The organism is Roseburia hominis A2-183 (assembly GCF_000225345.1).
Classification (GTDB): Bacteria; Bacillota; Clostridia; order Lachnospirales; family Lachnospiraceae; genus Roseburia; species Roseburia hominis.
Genome location: NC_015977.1, coordinates 2,277,996 through 2,295,023 on the forward strand (window position 1 = coordinate 2,277,996; position 17,028 = coordinate 2,295,023).

Here is a 17,028-nt window from a genome sequence, read left to right on the forward strand (position 1 = left end):
CAAAATCATGATTAAGAAGTCACTTAGAGCATATATCACCGCTGGCCAATTTGTACTTTTTATACTGTTTGACCGCGAAGCAATCCGGCTTACGCTTTTCGAGCCCGGCAAACATATAGTCCACCGCGTTCATAAAATCCTCGTCATCCTCCTTGACCTCCATGCCGGAAATCATATCCACAAGGGTATTCATGTTCCGATCCTCGGCAGGCCCCTCGAAAATGATGTAGGCGATCAGAGCACAGTACAAAAGCGTTTCCGATTTCGTCCAGAATGGATCGCCTTCCTTGCCTTCGCCCTTGGTGTTGGAAATCAGGGCATCCACGAATTTCAGAATATCGGCCTCGTTGCGGATATACGCCAGCGGGTTATAGTGCATGGATTTTGAAAAATCTATGCTGTTGAATACCTTGATTTTGTACCCGCGTTTTTGCAGGAAACCCCCGACCTGTCCCAGCACACCGCCTTTCGGATCGACCACCACATAAGAGGAATGAGCCTGTAAAAGCTGGGGCGTGAGCCAGAAGCGGGTTTTGCCGGAGCCGGACGAGCCGATAATGCAGCAATTCAAGTTTCTGGCATTTGCGGGGATTTTCGGGCGGGTGTTCATCGTGAGAAACTCTGTCCCGGTCAAAATCACGTTGTTTTCAAACCTTGGATCAACAAACGGTTTGATGTCTTTTTCCGTTCCCCACCGGGCGCTGCCATATTCTGCATCCCGCCGAAACTTCTTAGCGTTCTTGCTTTTGAAATAGATCAGCAGCCGGAAACCAACTGCGCCTACAATACCGACAAGCCAATCCAGCGGAGCAAGACCGGGTGCAAAGTCAGCAAAGGCCGGGCCAATCGTCTGGCCCAGCCCGATGAGCTTATGTGCAAAATCGTTACCCGCCGCCAGCCGGTAGGCCGTTCCCAGCTTGAGGAACGCCCACAGGATGAACAGATAGGGAATGTTCAGAATGAGATATTTTCTAATCTTATCTGTCCTCATGGGCCACCTCCTTTGCATGTTCTTTCTGTTTCGGCTTTTCTTTGGAAAGCTGATCCGCCGCCTGTTGCAGTTGTTCTCGGATGGGAACTCGGTTCGATTTTGCTTTGCTTAACACCTTCCGGGAATACTCAGAAAAGCAGGCGGTCATTGCGTCTGCCTGTCCAGCCTTGAAAAACAACAGGTATTTGTCCGGCCCGGTTTTATAGAACGCATAGTCTACATTCCATTTCCGGGCCACACGGTCAAAGGACTTGGCATCCCCGGATAGCTCGATGCTGTTTGTGGATGTACCGTGTGCCATGAGCTTTCGCACACTTTGCTTGCCGTGTGGTGTTTGCCGCCCACGGTATGCCTTGCGGATCTTCCGCCCCACCATACCCAGCACATACGCCAGTCCCCGCGCCGTCAGCTTGGTTGTTTTTACGGATATGGCTATCGTGCGCCGGGAAATATCTTCATCAATCAGTTACACCGCCTCCTTCCTTGGGACAATTTGTCTCGAAGTACCGTCACCGATCCCCACGGTCTTTTTTCTGCATTTGACGGTAGCCCTCCAGCGAAGAACCGTCTATGATTTCCTGATAGGCGGCCATTTGCTCCCGGATAGAGAGCTTCGGGAAAGAGAATACCTTATGTTCCTTGGGAATATCCTGCAAGCCGTGATACACTTCCACGAAATGATCGCTTTCTTTGACAACATAGCCGCCCGGGGCAAAATGGCCGTTTTCGTGGATGCAGGCATCCCGGCCATACGCCTCATAATCGAAATACGGTTTTACCTGATCCGGCACATCCAACATTTCCAGATCGTCCACATAAATGCGCCCCAGCGTTTCCTCATCGGATACGCCGGGGTAAAAGCCGTAACAGTCCAGATTTTGTGTCAGATTGATGATGTCCCGCACCGAAGAACAGTGATCGCCGCTGTCGAGGACGGCCTCCAGTGTTTCCAGCTCCGATGAGGTAAGCTCGGAAAGCAGGCAGGCCAGATGATTAAGCTCGTCCAGATTTTCATACTCGCTCAAATGGTCATAGAGCCCCAGCACATCCCCATCGAAAGAGGTAATAAAAATTTCCTGATAGCGGACGCCATCCACGCCGATCCGTTTCAAAAGAGCCTCCACCTCCTGGGCGGTTGTGGGAAATTTCAGTGTTTCACCCACAAGCTGGCCCTCGCTGTACTTTCCGGCGTTGGTAACGTAGGCTTCAAACAGGGTTGCCATTAGCGGCGGCCCTGTCCCTTGACGGTCAGGATGCCCTCAAGGGTTGTTGCCGTAATTCCCAGCCGCTGGGCCACGGCAATATCATTTTTCATGGCTTCGGTCATACTGTGCCCGCAAACAACCAGCACATGAGAACGGCGGAGCAGGTCACGGCTCATGTCGATGCCGCTTTTATGCTCCTCGGGAACAGCATCATTGAGAAACAGGGGCAAGTACAAAGGCGGACAAATAGGAGAAAAGCCTGCCTCATACACGGTGCGGCAATACTGCGCCGCCAGTTCTGCGTTTTCGCTATCGCCGCCGAGCCATGCAGCGGTGATATAAGCAAGGGGTCGTTTCATCGTTCATACCTCCGATATTTTAATAAGAAAGTTCAACCCAAACCCCACGCCCTTTCCCAGTCTTGGGAAAGGGGGCGGCTCTGGAGGATATACCCCCGCCGCTTGCCGGGGAAATAGCACAGCCGGGGCAGACCGTCAAGGGCGAGCCGCCGAAAACGGCGGTGCGCTGCACCCTTGACGGCCCACTCCCGGCTGTACTAAAAAACAGGCGGCGACGGGGGATATATACCACCAGAGCCTCTGCGCGAGGGCGGGGCCCTCGGGACAAAGTGTCTCGAAGTTGTTACTTGTCAAGTTCCTGCTTTTTCGGGGCTTTTGCCAGCTCCGGCGGCTGTTTTTCTTTCCAGTCATCCAGCAGGGACATAATCTGTTCTTTCATTTTGGCGGGAGTGACCTCCTTGCCAAAATACTTTTCCAGTTCCGCAGTAGAAATAATCACGCCTCGATCCTCCTTTTTCTGTTCTGATAAGATACCGTCAATGACATCGCCGTTGAGCTTGCCTTCCTTATCCAGCTCCCGGAGCCGTTTGGCCTGGGCCAGCGAGGGCGAAGCCTGCTCCCCGTCAATGGAAACAGCAATAAGCCTCTGATTTTTCGGTTTGATGTAGGAAAGCTCCACGGCAGGCATGAAGCCCATCTTTTTATCGTCTACCTTATCCAGAAGCTCCGGCACAAGGGAGTTGAGCCGCAAGTAGCGCATGACCTTTTTATAGTTCATTTCATGCGCCTCGCCTACAATCTCAACCGAGCGTTTCCCGACATCGCCTTCCGCAACACCTTTCAGCCGCCCGCCCTGATGCTTGATGTCCTCAACCTCGAGTTCCAGCAGCGCGGCCAATTCGCTGGGGAGCATCCCGTCACGCTGCTTGTTGCTGTCCTTCATGGCCTGTACCGCTTCGTGGTCGGTCATTTCACGGACGATAAAGGGCATTTCCTCCAGTCCAGCCAGCTCACTGCCGTGGGTACGGCGATGGCCCGCTACAATTTCATAGCCGTTTCCATCTTTCTCCGGGCGGGCAAGACCGGGAACCATTACACCGTTTACGCGGATAGAAGCAACGATTTCCTGCATCTTCGCATCGTCCCGTACCTTAAAGGGGTGCGGACGGAATGTGTGAAACGGATGAACCTCGGAAAGTTTCAGATAAACCAGCTTGCCTTCCTCAACCGGGCGGGGCGGTGTAGTCGGCTCGGGAGCCGTCTGTTCCACAGCAGCAGTTTCCTTCAGTGCCGTATCCTGTGCGGGCTTAATGGGCTCCTTGGCATCCGGGGCCTTTCCATCGCTTCGGGACACTTTGTCTCGTTTGGACGGCTTGGGCTTGTCAGGGGCCGCCTTATCCGCCTTGGGTGGGCGGCCCTTGCGGGCCCCAGCCGATTTCTCCGATTTTTGATTTTCAGTCGCGGCCTTTTCTGCTTTCGGCGGACGGCCACGGCGCGGCTTTTTCGGTTCCTCCGTATTGGTGGGCTGCTGTGTTTCTCCGGGGGCTGCCGCCTCCGGCGCTTCGGGGGTTTCCGCCTTTTCGACTTCGGCGCGGGCGTTCTGTCTCTTTTCTGCCATAAGCTCATTGATTTTGTCAAAGGACACAACCACATCGCCGGGCTCAGGTATGGCAGGCCCGGTCTGTTCCTGCTGGGGTTCAGATGCTACGGCCTGTTCGGGTGTGGCGATAGGCTCGGCGGCCTCCGGGGAAATATTCTCCGCAGGGCCAGTATTCAGTTTTTCATCGGCCATTTACGATCCTCCTTTTCGTTAAAGTTGCACAAATTTGAACGCTAAAATTTTGTAGTTATTTTTGCGCCTCCTTTCCGTCTATCCACGCAAAAAAGCCGCCCGTTTCTCATGCCGGACGGCTTTTTGCGTAATGTGATAGATCAAATATTATTTTTTCTGGTTTGCAGGCTCCGAAAAGCCTTGTATTTACAGTGTTCCTAATAGGAAGTAATCATAGTTTCTGTCAATTATATATTTTTCATGTATTTGATCTATAAATTTTGTGAAATATTACTGATACGAAACGCTCACAAATCGCCAGACACTTCTACGCTCCCCTGACATCCTCCCGCACCTCATAATACCCCTGTGGATAATGACAGGCAGGACAAACCTTAGGCGCACTGGTTCCGACCACAATATGCCCGCAGTTCCGGCACTCCCACACTTTCACACTGCTTTTCTCAAACACCGCCTGTGCCTGCACATCCCGCAGGAGCTCCCGGTACCGCTCTTCATGCATTTTCTCAATCGCGCCAACCATGCGAAATCGCGCTGCAAGCGCCGCAAAGCCTTCCTGCTCCGCCGTTTTTGCAAAATCCTCATACATGTCTGTCCACTCATAGTTCTCCCCGTGGGCTGCGGCATCCAGATTCTTTCCCGTATCGCCGATCAGTCCCAGTTCCTCGCCCCACATCTGCGCATGTGCGCGCTCGTTATCCGCCGTCTTCTCAAAAATCGCGGCAATCTGCTCATAGCCTTCCTTTTTTGCGATCTCCGCAAAAAAAGTATAGCTGTTTCTCGCCTGTGATTCCCCTGCAAACGCTGCTTTCAAATTCTTTTCCGTCTGTGTTCTGGCATACTTGTTCATAGAATCCTCCATTTTTTCACACGATCTCTCGCTCTAACTCTTTGCTCCAACTTCTGGCTTCAGCTTTTTGCTCCTGTCTTTTACTCCAACTTCTGGCTTCAGCTTTTTGCTCCGACTTTTACTCCAACTTTTGGCTTCAGCTTTTTGCTCCTGCTTTTTGCCTCAACCTTTCATTCCTGCCTGTTGTTCCTGCCTGCTGTTCTTGCCTTTGCCTTATTGCGCTAGTATGTCCGATCCGTCGGAATTTATTTATCCTGCCGGCAAACTTTTTGACGGCTTTTTTCTATTCCCACAAACCTGTTCTTCAAATATTTCTGGGGTCTTCCCTGCCTGCATAGCAATGTGCGGGTCTGACACGGCTTTTTTTCTCTCTCAGACCCGCAATAGCATATTTTTTTGCGTTATGTAAATTTGTTTTCCTTCTGTTCGGGTCTGATTCGTGAAAATCAATCTCCCAGACCCGTTTTTTCTGCTTTTTCGGGTCTGGCACGGCTTTTTCTTCCTCCCAGACCCGCAAGAGCTGATTTTTCGTTTCTTTTTCCCTCTTGCAATGGCATTTTCGGGTCCCGCAAGTCTTTTTTCCTTCTGTAGACCCGCAGTAGACTGACAAGCTCCTCCATACTTCCATTGACCCGAAAAAAGCAAAAAACAGGTCATCTATCAAACTGGAAAAAAATTGCACCTGGCAGGCAGAAAAAACAGCCGGCGCAGAATGCGCCGGCTGTCCGTACATTTCCCTTTTCAAAGTTTTATTTTTTCTGCAGACTTCTTTTCTTTCTGCACTGTGGCTGTCTACACTGCCGCCACGCCAAGTCCTGATAAGCTGCTCAAGCAGTCTCCTCCTGCTCATCTGCAGTCTGCACTGCCGCCACGGCAAGTCCCGAAACGATCCGCTATCCCGATCCGGGCTCACTCCCTAAGATCAGCGCTTCACATTGAAGGCCGCCATGCCGGGATATACCGCAGCATCGCCCAGCTCCTCCTCGATGCGCAGAAGCTGGTTGTATTTTGCCACACGCTCGGTTCTGCTCGGTGCGCCAGTCTTGATCTGGCAGGTGTTTAATGCCACCGCAAGATCTGCGATCGTCGTGTCCTCCGTCTCGCCGGAGCGGTGAGAGGAAATTGCCGTATAGCCTGCCTTATGTGCCATCTTGATTGCCTCCAGTGTCTCTGACACAGAGCCGATCTGATTTAATTTAATCAGGATTGCATTTCCGCAGCCACTGTCAATTCCCTTCTTGAGACGCTCGGTGTTCGTTACAAAAAGATCGTCGCCGACAAGCTGCACCTTATCGCCCAGCTCCTTCGTCAGCTTCTGCCATCCTTCCCAGTCCTCCTCATCCAACGCATCCTCGATGGAAATAATCGGATACTTCTCCACCAGCTTCTTCCAGTGCTCAATCAACTCCTCGGAAGTAAACTTTGTACCTGCCTTCGGCAATATGTACTCACCCTTCTTTGTGCCTTTCCACTCGGAGGACGCCGCATCCATGGCAATCATGAAATCTTTGCCCGGCTCATAGCCCGCATTTTTCACTGCCTGTAAAATGTACTTGATCGCTTCCTCATCGCTGGCAAGATCCGGTGCAAAACCACCCTCATCGCCGACGGAGGTTGCAAGGCCTTTGCTCTTTAACAGGGCTGCCAGTGCATGGAATACCTCTGCACACCAGCGGAGCGCCTCCTTAAAGCTTGCCGCGCCGACCGGCATAATCATGAACTCCTGCACATCCACCGTATTGGCTGCATGCGCGCCGCCATTTAAAATATTCATCATCGGAACCGGAAGTCTGTTGCCGGAAATTCCGCCAAGGAAACGGTACAGCGGGATATCCAGTGCGATCGCCGCCGCTCTTGCCGCTGCAATTGATACCGCAAGGATGGCATTTGCGCCAAGCTTTGACTTGTCCTTCGTTCCATCCGCAGCAATCATTGCCGCATCCAGCGCGTAAATATCGCTTGCGTCCATGCCGCAGATCGTATCGTTAATGACCGTGTTAATATTCTCCACTGCCTTTGTGACACCCTTTCCAAGGTATCTCGCTTTATCTCCATCACGAAGCTCCAGTGCCTCAAACTCTCCCGTCGAAGCGCCTGACGGTGCCATGCCTCTTCCCACGGTGCCATCCGCAAGTATGACCTCCGCCTCAACGGTAGGATTGCCTCTGGAATCCAGTATCTCTCTTCCGATTACCTTTTCAATCTCCAAAAAATTCATGCTTCGTTCTCCTTCCATCTGATCATCTGATTCTCTGATCTTTTCAATCATCTGATTCTTTGATCCATCCGGACTCCGGCTTCCGGAAAACACACCGGAAGGCGTTCGTTACATAGGATGGAACGCGTCCCGGTGCAGCTGTTTTCCGGCAGGAAACGGATTCAGCAGCTCCTCCCCTGTAAGAAGTCCTAAAATGATTTGCACTATAGTTAGTCACGCCTAACTGTCGTCATTATAACGGTTGGCGAAAAAGATTGCAACCCCGGATGTTGATACTTTTTCTCATTGCGGATTCTCCGCCGGATAAGAACGCCCTTTCCCTTACTGCACCGCTACTCCGCCGTCATCTTCATCTGACGGATATTTTGGAAAAATACTTCAAGCTTTGCCAGCGATCCGACCAGCGACATCGAAAGCATCACCGCAAGCGCCGCCTGCGCCCCGGTAATGCTGACGCGGTCCGCCAGATACAGGCTGACCGGAAGCGTACTGCATCCTTCGCTCTTCGCCAGACACTGCATCTGCTCCTCATTCCGGTAAGTCTCCATCGTCTCTCTCCTTTTTACCGTGTGCAGCATGGCTGCCCTCTGCGTCAGAACAGGAATACCATAACAAACAGCAACTCATAAAATACGCCCTGCCCGGGATTCCTCATAAATAAAGCTCCGGTTTCACACCTTCGCACCTATTCACTAAACGGAATACCCCAGACAGGGCGCTCTATCCAGACATCCTTTTTCTTACTTTTCATGACGGAATGCGGAAAAAAGTCCCTTCTTTTCGTAAGGTTCCCTCGTCACAGTTCCCATCTCATAGCCGGTCTTGTCGATGACTTCCTTTAACTTTGCATCATCAATGTCCTGTTCGGTCAGAATGACTGTCTCCCCTTTTGCATGGGAAGAGGTCACCTTCTTCACCGGAAACGCAGCCCTCACTGCCTCATTCACATGTGCCTCGCACATTCCGCACTGCATGCCATCCACTTTTACCACAATTTTTTCCATTGCTGTTCTTCCTCCGTATTACTTCTGTCTGCATATATCCTCTATCAGCTCCACCCATTCCTTCGGATGTACTGCAAGAAGCTCCTCATGCTGCATGTCCAGTTCATGCAGTACCGGGTGCGCAAAATGCCTGTGATAGCGCGCCCGGTATTTTTCTCCCATCTTTAAGGCATATAAAATGTGGATCTCGGTGCCCGCCGGATCGATCGCATCCGGCAGCGGCGTAATCAGATCCGAATAAAACTGATTGCGCAGGCTCTCCTTTGTGATAAAGGAGAGATCCACACCGGCGCCGCGCATCATGCCGATAAACGCATCCACATATCCGTCTCCCGCCTTGCGCCACTTCTCCAGCTTACGGTTTAAAAACGGAAGCCGAAATCTGCCGGTCGTAAGAAACGGATAAATCATCGGCAGCATCAGGGCTGTCATCAGCTTCGCCGGCAGTTTTGCAGACTGATCCAGATCCGAACCGCCGAGAATGCCATAATCCATATGAATCACTCCGCGTGCTGCCATAAGTCCAACGAATGACCCGCCGAGTGAGCAGCCGTACGCCGCACAGATTTTCCCGTCATAGTGTTCCTTAATATATTCCTCGATCTTCGCCGTCTCCTCGATCATCGTGGGAAACTGCGTCTGTTCCGTCTCGTCAAACCCGTCGTAAGAGACGCACGCCACCCGGAATGTCTCCGCCAGCGGCTCGATCACCTTTCCAAAATTGCTGCGCCAGTAACAGCCGGTTCCCGGCAAAAGCATGAGAACTGGCTTTCCCTGCTCTCCAACTTCATATACTTTCATCTGTTCCCACTCCTGTTTCTATGGTATATTTTTCGGAATCTTTTCTGGCGTTTTCATACCCAGCAGACACAAAGCCATCCGCCCGTTCTAATAAAAGTGTCAGCCCAGCGCCACATCGAGCATCATCATGACGCTGAATCCCACCGCAAAAAATATCGTGCCGACATCCGAGTGCTCTCCCTGCGACATCTCCGGAATCAGTTCCTCCACGACCACATAGAGCATTGCCCCCGCCGCAAAACTGAGCAGATACGGCAGTGCCGGGACAATCAGTCCCGCCGCCAGGATCGTGAGAATCGCCCCGATCGGCTCCACAATCCCCGAGAGCACGCCTCCTAAGAATGCCTTCGGCTTTCCGGTTCCCTCCGCCCGAAGCGGCATGGAAATAATCGCCCCCTCCGGGAAATTCTGAATCGCGATTCCAAGCGACAGCGCCATCGCGGCCGCCGCGGAAATCTGGGTGCTGCCCGCCAGATACCCCGCATACACAACGCCGACCGCCATGCCTTCCGGGATATTATGTAATGTGACGGCAAGCACGAGCATCGTCGTGCGCTTCAGCTGGCTCTTCGGTCCCTCCGCACTCTGGCTGTTACGGTGCAGATGCGGGATGATATGGTCGAGCAGAAGAAGAAACAGGATCCCACACCAGAACCCTGCGACTGCCGGCACAAACGCCAGCTTTCCCATATCGACAACCTGCTCCATCGCCGGAATCAAAAGACTCCAGATCGACGCCGCCACCATCACGCCTGCGGCAAATCCCGTCAGCATACGCTGCAGCCGGTCTCCCATCTCCTTTTTCATAAAAAACACGCACGCCGCGCCGAACGATGTTCCAAGAAACGGTATCAATATTCCGTAAAATACACTCCAGTTCATTTGCAAGCCTCCTTTTCAGTTAGCTTTTACTAACCTTATTTTATCAATCACTTCCTATTTGTCAAGCCTCCCGCCAGTTCCGGCGCAAAATGTGCGGCAAAAAAAAATTTCCATGATACAAAAACGGACACTGAATCTTCTTCAGTGTCCTCCCATCACTTCTAACCTGCACATTCCTGGTACAGCGTCTTTTGTCCGGTCCCGCCGAAGATATCCATAATATCCGCCATTCCCACTCCGTAGGAAAGCAGCAGTACCAGATTTTCTTTCGCGTACTCAAACCGCTGGAATAGCTGCTGCTTCTGTTCCAGGTTCTCATATACCTTCCAGTACCCGGTGCAGAGATAATCTCTTCCCTGATGCTCGATAAACCCTCTCACATCCTCCACCGGATAACCCAAAAGCAGTCCCATCTCATGAGGGAAATCCCTGCGCTCCTGCATGTACCTGCGGTAACGCATCCGGAAAACAGGAAGCACCGCCTCCAAGGAAGTATCCTGATATCCCAGTTTATGCAGCATCCTTTTCACCTGTTCCTGTTCCATGTATTCTTCCAGGCTTTCTCTTCGGTATAAGAGCACAGCCGCTTTTCTGCCGGTTGAAAAAAGCACATACATGGATATTCCGGTATCCCGGATCAGCTCCCGAACCTGACATACTCCCTCACACGGAATATTGAACAGATTCGACGGCTTTAAGCCTGCGATTAACGGCGCACACTGCAGTGCAAGCTGCAATTCCACATCTTTTGGCTCCATCTGCTGCAAAATCTCCCATGTCTCACGACTCATGCCGATCCCTCCTGTATCAACGATCTTTTGAGTTAGTCTCCTCTAACTATCTGTATCATATACGACATCAGGCATCTTGTCAAGGATCAAAAGAATTGTCGCAATAAGCATAGACTGCTTTTGAGTGATAAGTAATATTATTAGAAACACACTTGGAGATTTCATGTGGAAATGCAGGTGGAATATTCGTCTGGAAATGCTGTAAAATCAAGCATTTCCCGTCTTAAAAAATGTATTATATCATCTTTTTGCGCTGCTTTCTGCGCATCTGAAGTTCCGCAGGAACTTCCAATATGAATCCGATATGATTCATTATATCATCCACACATGAAATCAAATACATAGCACTGTAAAATCAAAGTAAATATTTCGATCAACAGAACCTTTTATGACAACATCTCTTTCACACAGGTACTTCGATAATCACTTGGTGATATTTTATATCTTTCTTTAAATACTCGGTTAAACGTTCTCTGACTTTCAAATCCACTATCCAGACAAATATTTGTAATAGAATCACTCGTATTTTCCAAACGATGGCATGCATAGTTCAGCCTTGCATCGTTAAGATATTGATTAAAGTTTCTATGAAATGTCTTGGAAAAGAGTCTGGATAAAACATATTTGCTCACGCCCAGGTCTTTTGCCATCTCTTCCAACGAAAACTTCTTCTTGAAATTTGCTGATATATAGGAAACTGTCTGGTAAATAAGATCGTTGCTCCCCACACTGCTCTTTTCTACCAAGTTTAATTTTCCTATGCAGCGTGCCAACACAATTTGAAAATATGCCTGTGCAACAGTAATATCCGACTGTTCTGTCTCTAAAATTGCATTTATAACCCTATATACCTCCGGTTCAACCTTTTCCGCTTTGATGATTGGGTATTCAGGAGCCATGGATTGCATGATATCTGCAAATTTGGCTATCGTAAATGGCGATGCAATCAGATAAGTCGCTTTATTTACACCGGGTGTCAGTACCTGATAGTGATGAATAACATCTGGAAATACAAAGCCTATATCTCCTTTTTCCATATGGTATAGTTCCTGTCCGACACCAAGTTCTAATGATCCACTTGTTACACAAACGATCTCCAGTGCATTATGAAGATGTGGTTCAATATGTTTTGACTTCCTATTTATTGCTATAATCTCCTCTTTTGTGTCAACATATTTTAACTGCATGAAATACTCCCCTTTGCAACATTTGTCTATATCTTCTTTCGATTTGGCAAGCAATCCTTTTACACCTATCTTATAATCAACTTGTAAATAAGGAAAGGAGGAATTGCAAATGAGCAACCTAAAAAAATATCTGAATGACCTTTTAGTATTCTACACTGAATATTTTGAGCATCCTTACCATGTATAAATACTAAAAGGACTATTTTGTGAAAACTGAATATTTTCTTAAGGCCATTTCACAAAAATGAAGTGGTCCTTTTTTATTTTCAAAATACAGTTCTATCACTTTATATATAGAAAAAAGCACTGTCCCATCGAGCAACGACCAGACAACGCTTTCTCCTGTCAATTCTAATTTATGTCTAATGCATCTGTTACTTCATCTGCAGCAATTCCTTTTTCTGCTTTCAGTTTTTTATTTGCATCTTCTACATTCATTTTTGAAAGTACAAACATAATCAATACATCAAAGATTAACGGAAGCCAAAGATACATGAACTGCATCATATCAAGTGCAGACTGTGGCTGAGTTGCATTTGTTCCGACATATCCACTAAACTCAAGCATCCATCCAACAACAGCGGTTCCAATACCTCCACCAATTTTTACACCAAGAGAAGTACAAGAGTACATCGTTCCGTCAATTCTCTTTCCCTGCGTAAGATAAGTGTATTCAGAGCAAGATGCGATAACTGCATTCATATCTCCCTGCCATGGTCCCTGACCTAAGGCTGCAAGAGCTGTAAATGCCATCATCAGCGGAACACTGCCCATATATCCGGCAACAACAACAAGTGCTCTACCGATGACTGCTAAGACGTAGCCTCTTAAGTTCAGTTTATACATACCTTTCCACTTACCAACTAATGTCGGTGTGAAAATCAGGGCAATGATCAGTGGAATATTTACTGCCCATGCAAATTGTCCAAACAAATTCTTATTTTTCAGTACCCATGTCATGTAATAAATACCAGCTCCAATCATGGCACCATATAACTGCTGTAAAATATATGTTCCACAAATCATCATGTAATATTTGTTTTTGACAAGAAGCTTGAATGCCTGTACCATTCCATACTTTTCATTATCATTCTTTACTTCTCCTTCATTAAGTTCTTCCTCCGGAAGTTCCTTAACAGAAAGTGCTGAAATCGTATTTACGACCAGACCAATGATTGCATAGATAATAGCAACCGTTCTCCATGCCGCAGCATCTCCACCACATTTATCTACAAATCCAACTGTAATCGCCTGAATCAGAAGACTTGTTGAAAATGCAAAAATAAAACGGTAAGATCCCATCTGTACACGCTCTTTGCTGTTCTTTGTAATCAGTGACGTAAGTGCTGAATAAGCAATATTGTTTGCTGTATAAAACACACCATTTAACAGTGTATAAGAAATAAAGAACCATGCATATTTAGCCGTTGTTCCCAAACTCACCGGTACTGCAAAGCAGCAGACCAGCGTAATGGCACAACCAATATATCCGTATAGCATCCAGGGTTTCGCTTTTCCCATTTTACTGTGTGTTTTGTCAATCATTGATCCAAAAAATATATCCGTAAAACCATCAAATAGTTTTTATACGGCAATCAGGGTACCCACGACACCTGCAGCAAGTCCTACCGAGTCCGTCAGATAGACCATCATAAAAGATGTCAGGAACGCATAGACTACATTACCTGCAATATCACCTGATCCGTATCCAATTTTGTTATACCATTTCAAATACTTTTTTTCTTCCATAGAATTCTTTTGCTCCTCATATTCATTGCACTTAGAATCTCAAGATGCCTAATTCTAAATTTTTCTTTTGTTTCGTTTTTGTCTGATTGCTCTGTATATCCGGACTTTACATTACAATCAGACTCTCTTTCCTTGTTTACGGGTTACATGAAACTTTATTACCCCTTTACATACGGTATCAGTGTAAACTGAAACCGGAATAATACATCATCAAATCGGTACTGCTCCAATACAACTGGACCACAACTATTAGAACCAATGCCATTTAATGCGTAGTCAACACAGAATACTACACTATCTGATTCTATTAATTCATAATTATGCGTTTTCTTCTCAAGTTCTTCCTGTGTATAATAAGAAGCATTGAATGAAAATGCCTTTTCTGCGGATGCCACAATTCCATATCGGCTGTTGTTAAGCTCTACATATTCACAATCATAATGGCTTCCATTTTCCTGTGGACGGATATAGTCCTCATGTAAATCCCCTACATCTGCCCGGTACAAACCGTGGCTCGCAGCCTGATGTTTATCACAATAACTTTCCTGTGGTCCCATTCCAAAGTATCTTACAGCTGAAAGTTTTTTATCCAGGAACATCCTCACACCAAATCTCGGAAGATCCGGGAATTCATCGTCTTTTGTTACTGCAATATCTACATCAATCTTTCCAGCAGCTTCTATTTTCCATGTAATCGTCACATCAAGAATCTTCTGTACTGTCTCTGCCACAACGGAAGCATGGCTTGTAATCTTCACACCATGTTTTCCCTGCACAACCTCTGTCGTATAGGCTCTTGTGTAAGCCTTATCATAGTGGGCTTTCTTCCATTCAGACTTGATGTACATATCGTTATCTGTTGGAGCTCTCCAAATATTTAATTCCATCGGATGGTTCAAGTATTCCCGCCCTGCGAATTTCATCTCTGTAAAGAGTGCAGTACGTTTGTCTATGGTATAAGCAAATTCACGCCCCTTGATATGAATCTGTGTATCATTTTCATTTACCTGTAATTCAGAGTCCACTACTGTTTTTGGTTTCCATTTCTCTGCAAGTTTACATTTTGTATCCTCTTTACTTACCTCAATTTCATCAAATCCAAGAATATGGTCTTCATCCAACAGTGGCAATTCTTTTTTCAGATGATAAATAAGTTTTAAATAACATTTCCCATTCTCTGGAACATTGATCTTCAGGTTTGTTTTTCCTTCCCCGTGTGGTGCCACAGAAAACTCCGGAAGTATGCCTTTGCTGATCACAAGACCATCCTGTGTCAGTTCATAACTGATCTTCACATAATCTTTCAAGTCATCAAAATCCATGTAGTTATGAAGCACCAGTTCTCCGCTTTCTTTGTTATAGGAAATAACTCTTGCCGGGCGATAAACATTCTTGTATTCCAAAAGTCCTGTATGTACCGTTCTGTCCGGATATACTAATCCATCCATACAGAAGTTGCCATCATGAATTTCTTCGCCATGGTCGCCCCCATAAGCATAGATTGTCTTTCCATTCTCAGCAGTTCCATGGGCAATCGCATGGTCACACCATTCCCAGACAAAGCCGCCGCACATTTTATCATTATCCTGAATCATCTGGAAGTAATCTTCAAAATCTCCAGGTCCGTTTCCCATGCTGTGACAGTACTCTACCAAAAGGAAGGGTTTGCTTCCATCTTTATCCAGATATTCCTGAATTTCGGAAAGCGCTGGGTACATCCGGCTGTACACATCCAGATTGCTGTAATCATATGTTTCATCATAATTACGGTATCTTGCACTCTCATATTGTGTGATGCGGTCTGGATCATAATTCTTTGTCCATTCCAGTGCTTTTTCAAAGTTGCAGCCATAAGCACTCTCATTTCCCATTGACCACATGACAATACAGAAACGGTTTTTGTCACGTTCCACCATGAGTTTTACGCGATCAACGATTGCCTCTTCCCATACCGGATCATCTGCAATCTTCTCATTCCATCGCTTGAACCGATTGTAATCGGTGTCTTCTTTTCTGTAAATCATAAATGGACCATGAGCTTCAATATCTGCTTCATCTATCACCATGAATCCATACTTGTCACACATTTCATAGAAAAATGGTGCGTTCGGATAGTGGCTGGAACGGATCGCATTAAAATTATGCTGCTTCATTAACGTAAGATCGGTTGTAATCTGTTCCAGACTGATTGTAAATCCCGTAACCGGATCGGAATCATGTCGATTGACTCCACGGAATTTAATCTTCTGTCCATTTAGATAAATGACCTGGTCTTTAATCTCTATCTTTCTTAATGCAATGTGATCCACAATTACTTCATTTTCTGTTTCAAGAATCAGTTTATACAGATATGGATTTTCTGTATTCCAAAGTTCCGGACTTGCGATTTCTAATACAGCTGTTCCTTCTTCAGCAATACTTCCTAGTGCTACAACTGCTCCGTTTCTATCTTCAATCGAAATTTTTACATTTAACGGAGAGTAGAATTTCATTTCAATTTCTACTTTCGCAAGCATATCCTCAATTCTTGTTTTAATATGATAATCACTGATTGCCTGTTTTGGGCGTTTCAAAATGTACACATCCCGGAAAATACCACTCATACGGAATTTGTCCTGATCTTCCAAATAGGAACCATCACACCACTTCATTACCAACACTGCCACCGTATTCGTTCCATCCTGAAGTACATCGGTAACATCAAACTCACTGGTCATATGCGAAACCTGGCTGTATCCTATGTAAGAGCCATTGATCCATACGTAAAAGCAACTGTCTACTCCTTCAAAGTTCAAAAAAGATTTTGGCGCTTTCTCATCTCTACTGTACTCAAAAGTATGTACATAGGCTCCACACGGAATGTCCTGTGGCACATATGGTGGATCAAACGGAAATGGATACCGGATGTTTGTATACTGGTGTGTATCATATCCAGCCATCTGCCATACACTTGGAACCTGAATCTCATCAAAATTTTCTGTATCATAATTCTTCTCAAAGAAAGAATCCTGAATGTCATAGATGCTGTTAAAATACTGGAATTTCCAAGTTCCATTCAATAACTGCATACGATCTGACTCTTCTCTGTGTTCCACCAAGTTATCCATTCTTCTGGATGCCGGAATATAATAGGCTCTGGCTGGCATTGTGTTTTCGTGCAGTACGCTTAGATTTTCATAATAACGTGGTACGATCATAAATAGCTCTCCTCCAATACATATACTTTTTTGTTCTTTGTTTTCCTAAAGCAAACCTTATA

The 17,028-nt window shown here is 46.9% G+C and carries 14 protein-coding genes and 2 pseudogenes; all 16 read right to left on the reverse strand.

The genetic code is table 11. From position 1 onward, the window contains the following. Positions 1-37: 37 nt before the first annotated feature. Positions 38-991: pseudogene (locus RHOM_RS17985) on the reverse strand (type IV secretory system conjugative DNA transfer family protein); the annotation flags it as partial. Continuing rightward, positions 978-1,457: a DUF3801 domain-containing protein gene (locus tag RHOM_RS10280; protein WP_155177692.1), complete on the reverse strand. Its 480-nt coding sequence runs from the start codon at positions 1,455-1,457 to the stop codon at positions 978-980. The gene RHOM_RS10280 and the pseudogene RHOM_RS17985, both read right to left, overlap by 14 nt. A gap of 43 nt (positions 1,458-1,500) precedes the next feature. Then, a complete protein-coding gene (locus tag RHOM_RS10285; RefSeq protein ID WP_014080243.1) occupies positions 1,501-2,214 on the reverse strand; it encodes an antirestriction protein ArdA in 714 nt (237 codons plus the stop codon). Further along, entirely contained in the window at positions 2,214-2,555 is a 342-nt protein-coding gene (locus RHOM_RS10290; protein ID WP_003020223.1) for a DUF7768 domain-containing protein, read from the reverse strand. The genes RHOM_RS10285 and RHOM_RS10290 overlap by 1 nt, the downstream gene beginning before the upstream one ends. 283 nt (positions 2,556-2,838) lie before the next feature. Further along, positions 2,839-4,287 (reverse strand): ParB/RepB/Spo0J family partition protein, encoded by a 1,449-nt coding sequence (locus tag RHOM_RS10295; protein WP_014080244.1) that lies wholly within the window; start codon positions 4,285-4,287, stop codon positions 2,839-2,841. A 307-nt stretch (positions 4,288-4,594) separates the two neighbouring features. Next, positions 4,595-5,137 (reverse strand): rubrerythrin, encoded by a 543-nt coding sequence (rbr, locus tag RHOM_RS10300; protein WP_014080245.1) that lies wholly within the window; start codon positions 5,135-5,137, stop codon positions 4,595-4,597. Positions 5,138-5,441: 304 nt separating this feature from the next. Then, positions 5,442-5,987: a hypothetical protein gene (locus RHOM_RS10305; protein WP_014080246.1), complete on the reverse strand. Its 546-nt coding sequence runs from the start codon at positions 5,985-5,987 to the stop codon at positions 5,442-5,444. Positions 5,988-6,059: 72 nt separating this feature from the next. Beyond that, positions 6,060-7,355, reverse strand: a complete 1,296-nt coding sequence (gene eno, locus RHOM_RS10310) for a phosphopyruvate hydratase (protein ID WP_044024975.1) — start codon at positions 7,353-7,355, stop codon at positions 6,060-6,062. A 332-nt stretch (positions 7,356-7,687) separates the two neighbouring features. Further along, positions 7,688-7,933, reverse strand: a complete 246-nt coding sequence (locus RHOM_RS10315; protein ID WP_207635404.1) for a hypothetical protein — start codon at positions 7,931-7,933, stop codon at positions 7,688-7,690. A gap of 162 nt (positions 7,934-8,095) precedes the next feature. Continuing rightward, entirely contained in the window at positions 8,096-8,359 is a 264-nt protein-coding gene (locus RHOM_RS10320) for a heavy-metal-associated domain-containing protein (RefSeq protein WP_014080249.1), read from the reverse strand. Between the two features lie 18 nt (positions 8,360-8,377). Then, positions 8,378-9,160 (reverse strand): alpha/beta hydrolase, encoded by a 783-nt coding sequence (locus RHOM_RS10325; RefSeq protein WP_014080250.1) that lies wholly within the window; start codon positions 9,158-9,160, stop codon positions 8,378-8,380. A 99-nt stretch (positions 9,161-9,259) separates the two neighbouring features. Then, entirely contained in the window at positions 9,260-10,042 is a 783-nt protein-coding gene (locus tag RHOM_RS10330) for a ZIP family metal transporter (RefSeq protein ID WP_014080251.1), read from the reverse strand. Positions 10,043-10,203: 161 nt separating this feature from the next. Further along, positions 10,204-10,833: a DUF3793 family protein gene (locus tag RHOM_RS10335; protein ID WP_014080252.1), complete on the reverse strand. Its 630-nt coding sequence runs from the start codon at positions 10,831-10,833 to the stop codon at positions 10,204-10,206. A gap of 386 nt (positions 10,834-11,219) precedes the next feature. After that, positions 11,220-12,020 (reverse strand): helix-turn-helix transcriptional regulator, encoded by an 801-nt coding sequence (locus RHOM_RS10340; RefSeq protein WP_014080253.1) that lies wholly within the window; start codon positions 12,018-12,020, stop codon positions 11,220-11,222. A gap of 351 nt (positions 12,021-12,371) precedes the next feature. Continuing rightward, a pseudogene (locus RHOM_RS10345) lies at positions 12,372-13,769 on the reverse strand (MFS transporter). Positions 13,770-13,927: 158 nt separating this feature from the next. Next, positions 13,928-16,966 carry a glycoside hydrolase family 2 TIM barrel-domain containing protein gene (locus RHOM_RS10350; RefSeq protein ID WP_014080254.1) on the reverse strand — a complete coding sequence of 1,013 codons (3,039 nt, stop codon included), beginning with the start codon at positions 16,964-16,966 and terminating at the stop codon, positions 13,928-13,930. Positions 16,967-17,028 lie beyond the last annotated feature (62 nt).